Below are 11,866 nucleotides of genomic sequence, written 5' to 3'. Positions count from 1 at the left end.
TTTATGTCATAGTCAATTCTTTATTAAATGTACAATTTTAAATGTTTAACAATCAGTTGTTCACACGAGCTAGTACTCGATATAAATAATCTTCATGTCCCTTTGCTAGTGTTACTTCTTGTTCATCTGTTATCCAGTAAAATGAAAATTCTAAGCCTGCCTCGTTTACACCTGTCGGACAATGCTTCCATGAATCTCTTTTTTCATTTGTCGTTAAATGATAGAAATAGCGCTTTTGTAATACCCCTGAATGATGATTAAAATAATCTTGGGCAATTAACCCCTTCACTACTAAATAGGCTAACCCTGTCTCCTCAAACATCTCCCGTGTTACAGCTTCTAGCGGTGTTTCCCCTTCCTCTACCGTGCCTTTAGGAATTTGAATCCCTGCTCCTTCTGTATTTTGCTCAAATACTAGCACTTGTAACTGACCCTCATGCTCTCTCATAATATAGCCAAATGCTTTTTCAACAACTTGCATGAAGTCATCCCCTTTCTCGTGATTTAATGTTACAATAAACGGAAAAATTGGAATTGTAGGTGAAAAGTATTGAGTTCAATTATACGACATATGCAAAAGAATGACATCATTTTTGTGCAAGAAAATTGCCAAAAAAAGTTGGCATCAAACATACGAAGGGATTATCCCAAATGAGATTCAAGATCGTTTTTTACAAGTTGCTTATAATAATGATCGATTACTAGGTCGTTTGGAAAAAAGTCTATTTTTAGTTGCTATACTTGAAGAATCGATCGTAGGCTTTGCAAATTTTTCAAATGTTGTAGATGGAGAGGCAGAACTATTCTCAATATATTTACTTCCTGAAACTCAGGGCAAAGGTATTGGTACAGCCCTATTACAAGAAGGAATCAAAATGCTTCCAGATTTAACATCAATTTTAGTTTGTGTAGAAAAGGAAAATACGATTGGCATGAACTTTTATCAAGCGAAGGGCTTCAAGAAATTGGAGGAGTTTGATGAGTTATTTGATGGTCATTTATTGAAAACTGTTAAACTTGGCTTAACACTAACTGCTTAGTATAACGGAGTAAAAACTCACTCCGTTACACATTTTATATGTAATCTATGCAAGAATGGATTTGCTCGGATTGGATGACAAGTGCTGTTAATCCTGAATGACTCCCAGATTCATGTACCTCTCCTGTTTGCCAAAGAACACCTTCCCCAGTCTTTATCATTACTTTTTCTTGATTCTCACCGCAAACCCATCCTTCCCCTTGAATCACAATAAATAACTGTGGGACAGGCGCCTCATGCATCCCAACAACACCACCAGGCTCTATATAAATGAAGCCAATATTGGCAGGTTCCGCTGTTTTCATGATTTTCGTATAAAAAGCATCTATTGATTGATAATTATTAATTTGATTAGCCAATTCTTGTGTGAAATTATATTTTTTCATATCAGCATATTCCCCTTCAAATTTTTTCTACCATCCTGTACATTAAAACATCAACTAAAGCTTTTAGTACATTTCTTCATATTCTTTTCTTTAAATAAAATGAGCAAAATCCTGAAACACAAAGACAGGCTATAAATGTCCAGAAATTAAAAAATAAATGATTAGAAAAAGGATTTAAATAGGATATTTCGTATTCAAAATACGGATTGATTTCATTTCGAAATGAAACGATTCTGTAAATCGTCATTCCCGAAATCAGCACAAACATCCCTGCATAGCAGGCTTGAAATAGTTTCCTTTTCACTAAAAAACGCCCATGGAACTTTTCAAAAACAAACATCATTGCAAAGAAAAAATAAAGAATAATTAACATCGGAAACATAACAAACATTAAGCCTGGGTTTCCATTCCCTCCAACAAAATTGACACCTGTGGGGTCGAATGATGTAGTAGTCATATTAGTGAATGCAAAACAGACAACACTTACAATTCCTGAGACAACAACACTTAGCAAAAAAAGAAAACGCATTATAACTCCTCCTCAACAAAACTACCCCTTTAGTATATAAAATTCAAAAAAAAGCGTAAATCCTTGTTGGATAAACGCCCTCCATTAGTTGAATAGATGATTATTGTAAGTGGTGTTATAAATATTATGGGGAAGAGCCCTGGATTACCATTACTTATACTATTCTTTGAACTTCCTATCACAATCGGTGCAGTCAAAAAATTAATTAAACAAAAAATGATAGCAGTCATGATATAACTTATAGAATATAGAAACAATGATAGTTTACTCACTCTCTTCCCCCACAATCGAGTTATTTCGACATATAAACAGTATTAATTTTACCCGATACAGTTGACCAACTTACGTAATTCGTAGCTGTATTATTTTGTCCACCGTCTGGATCTTTATAACCTACGAAATTACCACCATCAGTGTCATAACCATTAATCACTCGCCAATGGTAACTTTCACCACTGAATGCTAACCAAACAGCACCAACAGGATTTTTACCATTAATTGCTGTTTGTATATTTCCAAATGATGGTGCATCACTTGCGTTATAGTTCCATCCAGACATGTCATGATTTAAGTGTAATTTTAGACCATTTGCGAAAGAATACGCATTAGTACCTAAAGCGTAAGAATTCATATCAAAATACAAATGATTTATTAAATTTGCATTTAAATTCCCGTAATAACTATAATCTCTAACATTAAAGTTTCGAGTTTTATAATAATTTGTAATCATTGCACCAGTAGCTGGCCCACATGACGAATCTGGGTTAGCAACATTAGTTAATCTCTGCCATACTCTAGTAATCGGTAATTCTACTGGTCCGGGAACCCCTAATGGCATAACTTCAAACTCATTTTGCGTTAATGAAATATCTTTATTTTCTAAAGATTGATTTCCATTATATTCAAGACCAAATTCGAAGTTTTGAAGTTGCTTAATTCCCTCAAAATCATTAGCATTTTGAGCTTCTTCTATCCTTTGTTCCAGTCTATTATTCAATTCAATTTCCAGTAACGTTCCAGAATCACTAAATTCAATTTCATCAAGCCCTAAATAGAAAGCCTTTTGATTAACGTTCTCCGCTAAAATTTCTCCATATTTTGAATCAATATTATCATCAAATCTGCCATATTCCAGTATTGAGTCTAATCTTCCATCATTGGCAGCTAAAACATAACCATTCAATTCATCGTTAACATAAACATTGTAATAATGTGCAATTACAGAATCATCCAAACCAAACAATTCACGAATGTGAACCAATTCATATGACTCACCATTAGTGATATTGAATTGCCCTTTCTTTAATTCTAGGAAAGCCTCTACGTTAGAATCTACTGAGTCCGTACTTTTTGCATCTACGCTAAAATTCATCGAGAAAAACAAAACAAATAGAAGAATAAGAGATGCGTAGAATTTACTAACTATTTTTTTGCAAAAAACATAATAACCCTCAATTTCTAATATTTTACACTTCTTGTTTATTATACATCATACTACAATAATATCAAAAGTTTTTTCGGACAATTCTTTCTTTTCTAACTTCCAAAAGCAACAATTATACCTATTTTATATTTCTGCTGCCTTATCTACTTCTCCCACCCAATTTCCGCAGCTATAAACAGCAAGTACCGCATTATTATTTTTCTTATCATAAATATCTCTAACAGGTTTGACTCTTTAAAAGAAAAAAACGCTCCAAGACGACTATTTTGAGGTTAGTCTTCATGAAGCGGGTTTCCCGTTTTTATCATTTTTATTCTTTTCTTTCTATCTACTTATTACTCCAAATACCTTCCCCTTTTTCTTTTGCTTTCATTTCGGCCTGTTTGTATTCCTCTAGGTATGTAGTATTCGGTTCATGTATATAAGCAATTTTTGCAAGTCCGGCTTTTAATAAACGTACACTTAGAAGGTCTTGATCTACCCATATATGCATTAATTCACGGCTGTATTTATCCTGTTTATCGCCTAAATCATGTTGTAGCCAAATGGTGCTGGCACTTTCTAATTGCTTCTGAGTAAACTGTTTACTCTCTAATGCGTACTCATCTGCTTTACCAGTCTTTTTGTTAACAATCTCGGGGGCATCTACTAAAAGAGCCCTTACTGTAACCTTATGTGCGTTCCCAGCCAACGCTGTCTGAGATATTTTGATCTCTTTTAACGTATTGTCGTCAATTCGTTCGTAGGCAGAGTCAATCAGAAAGGTCATCGTATCACCGTCGTAATTAGTTAGATACTTTGCTTTGTAAATGACTTCACCAGTTTGAATGCTATTTGATGAAGGCGATTTAAAAGGCTTTGTAAGGATCTTCAAATCATCTAAAGATGGCTTGGTATCATGGGAGGGACTCGTTATTAAGTTGATTACATCTATTAAGCTAGTATCATTTATTTCATTATTTTCAACAACATCTAGCGCAACATTTTTTAATTGTGAAGTAATACTATTTTGATAGTTATCGTCTACTTCAGCAGCTTTATCTTTTAAATTTTCGCCTGCTTCGATGCAACCAGACAACATTAGAAGCGCCATTATTATCGGAATTGAAAGCTTCAGTCTCTTTAGCATTTACTGCCTCCTTAACAGGAAAACTTGATATTTCCTGGCATACATGTTCGACTAACGGGAATAATTCTTCGTCATATCTAGCAATTAGTTTAGTAGCATTTACAAAGTATTCTTTCAAGTAATTATGATTAACCACAAATGAAGGTTTTCCATCGAAGATTATATGGTTCATACAAAAAATGAAGCCAAAGGTACCTGTATGTGCTAATCGTTTTCTTTGTGGCGATTGAAATACAAGCCAGCCAACTATTTCTTCTTGATATTGTGCGATAAAAATTGTTTCTCGTTCATTTGTTATTTTCGCTTGTATCCATTCTCTTTGCTCATCAATCGTTCGCTGAAATTCATCTATTGTAGTAATTAAATAATCTTCTTCTGCTAAAACTTCTTGCTGGATTTCCAACAAAGCTTCAGCATCTTCTTGATAAGGAACTCTAATTTTGATTTTTTCTGTCAAATTCTCCTCACCTTTCATAAATTCATTAAGTCTCCTTTATGATTAATCATTAGTTTGAGAGCATTCCTAGATTAAAGATAATTTACCGTATTAGTATAGAACGTTATCTTCATTATAAAATTGTCTCCCTCTTTAATTTGTGTTAAAGACTATATCAGATTAATTACAAATAATTGAATATAAATCAATAAATGGGTTCGATATTTTTCATTTGATTCATCATCAAAAATTAGGGATGATATTTGCTAGGAGATTAGCGTCACAGATGAGACCTTGCAGTGCTTCGAAGCGGCTCACATGCCCCCAGGAAGGTGCTCAGCCAGAACTGAAATCATCCCATGTTGATAAGCCATATTGTTTATTCCATCGAAACTGTCCAATTTTAAGAAAATAAAAAAACCCAGAATATGTTCTGGGCTTGATGACACTTACTTTTCTAGCATGATTAAAACTGTCGGGCTTTTGCTTCGCTTCTCAAGATACGGTTATGGAGAGTAATCTCCGTTTCACCATTTACTTGAGATTTTGAACGCTTAATCCTTGACCAGTTGCGGTGGATTTTTTGAGATTTTGGGTCTAGTTGTTCGAACCTACTCATTCGTGCCATCCTCCTCATCAATATAGATTTCATAAGTGAAACCTTTTTTAGTATGACCTTGCGATTAAAAATTATTCAGTTTTCTATCACTATTATCCCCACACTTCTTGCAATGTATTTCTAAATAACGCATCTAATCTTTGTGTAGGATCATCGACTTTAACGTTGAGATTTTTACAGTATGTCTCAACATGCTCTATTTCTTTATCTAAATACTCATTAATACGTTCAATTCGTGGCTCCAGATTTAGTTCGTCACCAGCCATTTTTCTCTGTAAAAGTTGCTGAATTTCGGTTTTTAAAGGCCCCTCAGAAATAATTGCATTTAACAATTCCTGAAAATCAATTGGTGGAACCGTATTGTTTATCTCTATCCATTTACATGCTAAAACTGGTCTGAGGACATAGAAATATTTTTTTATTTTCACTTCTGAGCCCTGTAAATACTCTCGATAATTGTTTTTAGCCATATTTAAATAGTGATACAAACTTGCATTTGGATAAAAAACTTCTCTTTCCAGTAACCGTACATTGTCAATAAATGAATATTGTTGATCGTACACAATATTGCTTCGTAACCATTCTAATAGAGGTGGATTACTTTTGCGAAATAGCCTTAATGCTTTTGTTATTTCCCAACCACTAATATCCAACAAATCATTAATAGGCACTTCAATAACATCCCTCTTCGCACCAATTCCTTGAGGATCGATTGAAAGATACCACTGTGGTTGATGAATATAAATGAAACGAACATCATAATCACTATCCTTGGAAGGAAATCCCCAAGCACGACTACCCGATTCTACAGCATATAAAATTTTCACATGATACTCTTTTTCAATTTCTTTTAATTTATTTCGTATAATTTCCTTCATGTAAATACCACTTTCCAAATTTAGTCTTTTAAAGCGTCTGGTTTGTATCAACTATACCTGTATGATTACATACTCTTAGTTGGTTTCGACCGCTTTCCTTTGCAATATAAAGTGCTTGATCCGCCCTGTCAAGTAGCTCGTAAAATGTTGAAATGTTTTTAGAATGACCGTACCCTGCGATGCCAATACTCACTGTCACATTGATCTCAACATCATCCGCATAATAAGGATAATGTTCAACATGCTTTCGAACTCTTTCCGCTATCTTTACTGCGCTCTCTAACGTAGTATTTGGGGATAAAATGACAAACTCCTCTCCCCCATACCTTGTAATAATGTCGATTTTCCGCACAGAATTTGTAATGATATTTGCGACGTGCTTTAGAACTTCATCACCGATTAAATGTCCATATGTGTCATTGACCTTTTTGAAAAAATCAATATCAATCGCTATACATGAACAATAGTTTTGTTCTTCTAAACATTTCTGAAAAACAAGCTCCCCCTGCTCAATCAAATAACGACGATTGTACAGCTTCGTCAGCTGACAAGTAACCGATAATTCTTTCAGTAAGATGGTATCTTTTCTCACCTTAGCGCTCATTTCGTTGAAGGACGCACAAAGCTCCTGAAATTCATGCGCATAAGGTGCCAGCTGTTGTTCATCTATTTGATAATCATAAAAACCTTGTTCTACCTTTCTAACACCTGTAAGAAGCTGCTGGATTGGTTCTTCAATTTTTTTAGAAAGATGTAACATCATTTTAATCGTAAAAAATGAACCTACTACTAAACAAAAGGTTATTGATAAAATTCTAATGATGAATGGTTTATACGCCTCCAACAGACCCATTTCTGATATGATAAACCATTTCCCTTCATTTATAGGCTTACTTTTAGCAAGAACCCGCTTATTATTCGCGTCTTTATAAACCTCTAGGTCACTTGTTTTATTTTTTTTAGCTGCGTTCAGGATATGCTCATCCACTAAATAATTGCTAGAAGACCGTTGTTGTTTATTATTAAATTCAGTGAGCATAGTACCTTCCTGATCGATAATGTAAGCTTGACCTAAAAAGCCGACTCTTGATTCATGTAGCAGTTGATCGATCGTATCTAAATTTACTGCGCCAAAAACTACACCATTGAATTGTTGTTGTGCATTTAGAATCGGTGAAGCAAATGCAATAATAGGCTTCTTAGTAACTTTACTCATTAAAATATCTGTTATATATGGTTGTTTCGTTTTTTTAGCAACCTGAAAATACTTTCGATCCTTTACATCCATTCCAACACCAGCTGTACTATATTCAGTAACTGTATCAAATTGTACGATGCCCTCTTTATTGACAAATATTAAGTCTGTAAAATTTGTTTTTTCTTTAAAATTCCGAAAAAAAGTTTGCGATTTTTCAAAATTATAGTCCTTTACAAAATCTAAATTAGCTATTGTATGTATATCACTGGATCGTTCTGATAACCAGCTTTCAAAAAAATATGTTTGAGCATCTAAATATTGCGTCATCTCTTCATTCTGATGCTGAATGGTTTGCCGATATTCGATATAAAGCGTTGGAATAAAAATACATAGACCAATAATAAAAGTAATCCAAACAAGCGCTCGATGAAGCTGACCTTTTATCGTGTTTGGTCGTGGAAATTTTTTAAAAACCCTCAAAGCACTAACCTCCAAAATCTAAATCTTTCCTTAAAATGGGCAATAAATAGTATTTTATTCATTAAAAATACCACAACCGAATGATTGTGGCAGTGAGAAATTTAACTTCTTTCAGCAATTGTTGTTTTATGTAACGTATGTGAAACGGCAGTTACATATGTTTGGGTAGCGAAAGCAAAGCGTCAGATTAGTTGAAAAAATTTATTGCAATAAAATTTGGAGAATTGTAATAAATAATGCCGCAACAATAGGAACTACTTTCAAAGAGGTGTAACCTACTGAAGATGTACAAATTGGCTCTAACGGATCCTTCGTTGGTGACGCTAAATATTGAAGAAAACGTTGCCAGCGACTTTTCTTGTATGTCATTAGCTGCTTAGGAATCTCCACTTTATCTTGATCTAAGCTGTCTTTTAACCATTGTTCCTTTTGAAATTCATCCTTAAGCATCGAAATCCTCCTTTAGCTCTTCCTTTAAAGTCCTTATCGCATTATGTAGCCTTGATTTAACAGTGCCAAGTGGAATGGACAAAATTTGTGCAATTTCCTCCTGCGGCAAATCATGATAGTAAACAAGCAAAATAACCGCTCGTTGCTTTTCGGGTAATTGAAGTATCGCCTCTTGTATTGTTAATTTCTCGTCAGCAGACATACGATGACTGGACGTCGGTACTAAAAACGGGAACAGCGTGCGCCATTTTTTTCGCCGATTCAATTTATTAATCATTAAGCGATAAGCGATTTGAAATAAAAAAGCTTTCACCGTTCCCTTTTGCTCATCAAAATCTTCTTTTATATATTGTAAACGCTCAAAGGTATCTTGCACAATATCAATGCTTAGCTGATCTTCCCGAGTATAACGAAATAAAAAGCAGTACAATGGCTCATACAAACGACTATAGAGCTGTTCAAAGCCCTCGACTTCGCCGTTTTTATAGGCCTCCATCCACTCCTCATTGCTTATCATCTAGCTCATCCCCCCAATGAGCCTTAATGGACTTCAATGTCATGGACACACGTGAAACTAAGTTGACGACTATTACAATGACAAACGCTTGCGATTGATTTGTAAAAAACTGCACATATGGATTTTCGATTGTTTGTGAGAAAGACAAAAGCATGTTGAGTGCCTGCATACAAAGTATTGTATATATGGCTAAAACAAGCGTTAAAGTATCAAATACATTCCAACGTAAATAAATTGTTGTTTTTTTATAATTAATTTTTCCATTTTCGCGAACAATGTATTTTTTATTCATCTGAATTGTAATTACGGAAGTAATAATAATCCAAAAGCCAGCTATAAAAAAAGATACAATCCATCCGATTCCCATAAAATCACCTACTTACTGTTATATACTTTTTTAGCGATGGCTGCTAACACCAAGCTAAGAACTGTTAAAATCATAAAATACTGATATTGTGGGAGCCATGTTTCGTCCAATACATTTAAAGACACTTGCAAGCTATCAAATAAATATAACATCGGATTCCAGATTAGGAAAATAAAATAATCTTGTGGATTTTTTTCCGCAAGCGTTAAAAACAACGATGTCATCTGTATTGAAAACATAAATAGTAACATAATCGGCACTAGCATGCTTTGAGCTACTTTCTCGTTTTTAAATAGACCTGCTAATATAAAACTCAATGGATATAATGCCAGCAAAACAAAATTACTAATCAGAATAATCATAAAATAAGATGAAAGTGAAATGTCAATGATGAAGGAATAGCCAATGAGAAGTAACACTAAAAATACATTTAATAATGTAAAGACACCTATTCCCATACCAATATAGTAAGTGTGTGGCTTAACGCCTGTTCGTTGTACCCATTGGAACGTTTTATTAGCCTTCATATCTGCCAAATATATAGTAGCGCTAGAAAATGCAAATGAGAAAATTAACATTAAAATTGAAATTGGTAAAAACTGACCTTTAATCACAAAATCCATTCCTTCTGCGTTCGTCATGTTTTTACAAATAACTGAGCTAATCATTAACATAAAGGCTGTTAGTACATTTCCAAAAACCATTCCTGGATTACGAATATTTTCTAACATATACATGCGTGCAATTTGCTTCATCATCCTGCTTTCCCTCCTAAAATTTGACCTGTCACTTCATAGTAGAGACCTTCAATTCCTGGTAATTTTGCCTCTGTGTATTTTTGATAGAGCTCATCCTGTGTGCTATTTTCAATGAGTTTCCCGTCTTTTAAGATCACTACATAATCAAATAACGGCTCTAATCCTGCCACTTCATGACTAATAATGATAATCATTTTGTTACGTTGACGAATTTCATCTTGTAAGTAAAACATCAATTGCTTTTTCTTCGTTAAATCTAAATCAGCAAACGGCTCATCTAAAATGATGATTGGTTTATTTAATAAAAAAGATAGATAGATTGATACTGCTTTTCTCTGACCGCCTGAAGCATTTTTCAATAAGATGTGGTCATAAGTCGGTAACCCTAATATTTCATATAGCTCTCCCAAATCAACCTTATTTTTCGTCAATGTAGTAAAAAGAGCCATTACTTCACGAATTTTAAGATGCTGATAACTCGAAAAAAATTGGTACTGCAATGCAACTTGCTCTTGTACATGTTGAGACGTCTCATTGAATACAATGGTACCTCCATCAGGTTTTACATCTCCAGCTATACATTTTGACAAAGTAGATTTACCCGCTCCATTCTGACCTAATAATAAATAACAATACCCCATTTTAAATGTGGCCGACACACCATCCAAAACGTTCACACCATTATATTTTTTCACAATATCCTTCACAATAAGCTCCAAAATAAACCCTCCTAATTTTTATGTTCACTGACTATACAAACGGCAATTGGAAAAGGTTCATTTTATTTTTAAAAAAATGAAATAAAATTATATGTTTCTATATAATGATTTTTTATGTAAAATAAATAATTGTTGGAAATTTAGTAAGGATAAAGGAATACCATTTTAATATGGCTCTGACTAAAGATGTCTGATGAACGGTTAGGGCAAAAAATTTTTATCTTGTTTTCCTGCACGATAAATAATATTAATTTAAAGGGAGTTACCTAAGTGCGCGATTTTGAAGAACTTAAGTATTTTTTAGAACCTCATTTTGGTTTAAAGATAGGATGGGAGCTAATCGAATACGCTGTTATTGAACATCGACAATTAAGTAAAAAAGAACGATCCAACTTCAAAAAAGAACTTTTATATATGAAACAACTGTTAGAACAAAATCAATATGAAAAAATACAACAAATTATTAAGAAGAATAATTTAGAAAATACAAAGCTTTACAATATTGATAAAATACAAAAATTTATTGATAGGGTTTTACCAATTATTGAGAAATATGAATATAAAAAAGGTATCCCTTATGTCCCCTTTAAAGCTTTAAACTATTTGTTTGATACAATTATTACTCCACCTAAAACAAAATTATCTTTCGACTTTATTGCTATAGATATTAAAAGAGAAGGGGATACATTTATACATCATATCTTGCAAGATTTAAAATATGTAGAAAAAGCCTTTATGGAAAAAGATGAAGCTAAGATTCAAAAGTTACTACAACTTTCTAGAGAAAAAGGGGTTACTATTTTTGAATCACAACATCGAGATGAATTTATCCAAGTAGTAACGAACGAATTAAGTTATTAAACAAGTATGTCTTAAAAAAATTCACTATAAAAAAATGACCACTATATATTTTTCCT

15 protein-coding genes and 1 pseudogene are annotated in these 11,866 nt (G+C 33.5%); 2 read left to right on the top strand and 14 right to left on the bottom strand.

The genetic code is table 11. The features are described from left to right. Positions 1-52: 52 nt before the first annotated feature. Positions 53-481 (bottom strand): NUDIX hydrolase, encoded by a 429-nt coding sequence (locus ACFCYJ_RS03775; protein ID WP_376070873.1) that lies wholly within the window; start codon positions 479-481, stop codon positions 53-55. Positions 482-571: 90 nt separating this feature from the next. On the opposite strand from ACFCYJ_RS03775, the pseudogene ACFCYJ_RS03770 reads away from it, so the two are divergent. Then, positions 572-1,040, top strand: a pseudogene (locus ACFCYJ_RS03770) (N-acetyltransferase family protein). Positions 1,041-1,074: 34 nt separating this feature from the next. Here ACFCYJ_RS03770 and ACFCYJ_RS03765 read toward each other — a convergent pair. From ACFCYJ_RS03765 to ACFCYJ_RS03705, 13 genes are all read right to left on the bottom strand, one after another. Continuing rightward, positions 1,075-1,425, bottom strand: a complete 351-nt coding sequence (locus ACFCYJ_RS03765) for a cupin domain-containing protein (protein WP_376070870.1) — start codon at positions 1,423-1,425, stop codon at positions 1,075-1,077. Positions 1,426-1,501: 76 nt separating this feature from the next. Continuing rightward, entirely contained in the window at positions 1,502-1,954 is a 453-nt protein-coding gene (locus ACFCYJ_RS03760; RefSeq protein ID WP_376070868.1) for a hypothetical protein, read from the bottom strand. Positions 1,955-2,246: 292 nt separating this feature from the next. Next, entirely contained in the window at positions 2,247-3,326 is a 1,080-nt protein-coding gene (locus ACFCYJ_RS03755; protein ID WP_376070865.1) for a cysteine peptidase family C39 domain-containing protein, read from the bottom strand. Between the two features lie 400 nt (positions 3,327-3,726). Next, positions 3,727-4,527, bottom strand: coding sequence for a thermonuclease family protein (locus ACFCYJ_RS03750; RefSeq protein ID WP_376070862.1), 801 nt, complete (start codon positions 4,525-4,527; stop codon positions 3,727-3,729). Then, positions 4,436-5,002, bottom strand: a complete 567-nt coding sequence (locus ACFCYJ_RS03745) for a GNAT family N-acetyltransferase (RefSeq protein WP_376070860.1) — start codon at positions 5,000-5,002, stop codon at positions 4,436-4,438. Before ACFCYJ_RS03745 ends, ACFCYJ_RS03750 begins: the two co-directional genes overlap by 92 nt. A 427-nt stretch (positions 5,003-5,429) precedes the next feature. Then, the gene (locus ACFCYJ_RS03740; protein WP_082172689.1) at positions 5,430-5,582 is read right to left on the bottom strand and encodes a YpzG family protein; all 153 of its coding nucleotides are present in this window, start codon (positions 5,580-5,582) and stop codon (positions 5,430-5,432) included. 92 nt (positions 5,583-5,674) lie between these two features. After that, positions 5,675-6,460, bottom strand: a complete 786-nt coding sequence (locus ACFCYJ_RS03735) for a nucleotidyltransferase domain-containing protein (RefSeq protein ID WP_376070858.1) — start codon at positions 6,458-6,460, stop codon at positions 5,675-5,677. 28 nt (positions 6,461-6,488) lie between these two features. Continuing rightward, the gene (locus ACFCYJ_RS03730) at positions 6,489-8,138 is read right to left on the bottom strand and encodes a sensor domain-containing diguanylate cyclase (RefSeq protein ID WP_376070855.1); all 1,650 of its coding nucleotides are present in this window, start codon (positions 8,136-8,138) and stop codon (positions 6,489-6,491) included. Between the two features lie 201 nt (positions 8,139-8,339). Continuing rightward, positions 8,340-8,588 (bottom strand): hypothetical protein, encoded by a 249-nt coding sequence (locus ACFCYJ_RS03725; RefSeq protein ID WP_376070853.1) that lies wholly within the window; start codon positions 8,586-8,588, stop codon positions 8,340-8,342. Beyond that, complete coding sequence (locus ACFCYJ_RS03720) at positions 8,581-9,084, bottom strand: RNA polymerase sigma factor (RefSeq protein WP_376071218.1); 504 nt, start codon at positions 9,082-9,084, stop codon at positions 8,581-8,583. The genes ACFCYJ_RS03725 and ACFCYJ_RS03720 overlap by 8 nt, the downstream gene beginning before the upstream one ends. 7 nt (positions 9,085-9,091) lie before the next feature. Then, the gene (locus ACFCYJ_RS03715; protein ID WP_376070850.1) at positions 9,092-9,472 is read right to left on the bottom strand and encodes a group-specific protein; all 381 of its coding nucleotides are present in this window, start codon (positions 9,470-9,472) and stop codon (positions 9,092-9,094) included. Positions 9,473-9,480: 8 nt separating this feature from the next. Beyond that, a complete protein-coding gene (locus ACFCYJ_RS03710; protein ID WP_376070847.1) occupies positions 9,481-10,230 on the bottom strand; it encodes an ABC transporter permease in 750 nt (249 codons plus the stop codon). Further along, positions 10,227-10,949, bottom strand: coding sequence for an ATP-binding cassette domain-containing protein (locus ACFCYJ_RS03705; RefSeq protein WP_376070844.1), 723 nt, complete (start codon positions 10,947-10,949; stop codon positions 10,227-10,229). The genes ACFCYJ_RS03710 and ACFCYJ_RS03705 overlap by 4 nt, the downstream gene beginning before the upstream one ends. Positions 10,950-11,219: 270 nt before the next feature. Between ACFCYJ_RS03705 and ACFCYJ_RS03700 the strand changes: the two genes are divergently transcribed. Continuing rightward, the gene (locus tag ACFCYJ_RS03700; RefSeq protein ID WP_376070841.1) at positions 11,220-11,810 is read left to right on the top strand and encodes a hypothetical protein; all 591 of its coding nucleotides are present in this window, start codon (positions 11,220-11,222) and stop codon (positions 11,808-11,810) included. The last annotated feature ends 56 nt before the right edge of the window (positions 11,811-11,866 follow it).

Origin of the sequence: Lysinibacillus sp. NPDC056232 (assembly GCF_042267565.1) — a bacterium.
Classification (GTDB): domain Bacteria; phylum Bacillota; class Bacilli; order Bacillales_A; family Planococcaceae; genus Lysinibacillus.
The sequence above is the reverse complement of the archived record's forward strand: the minus strand, read 5'-3'. Positions and strand labels throughout refer to the sequence as shown.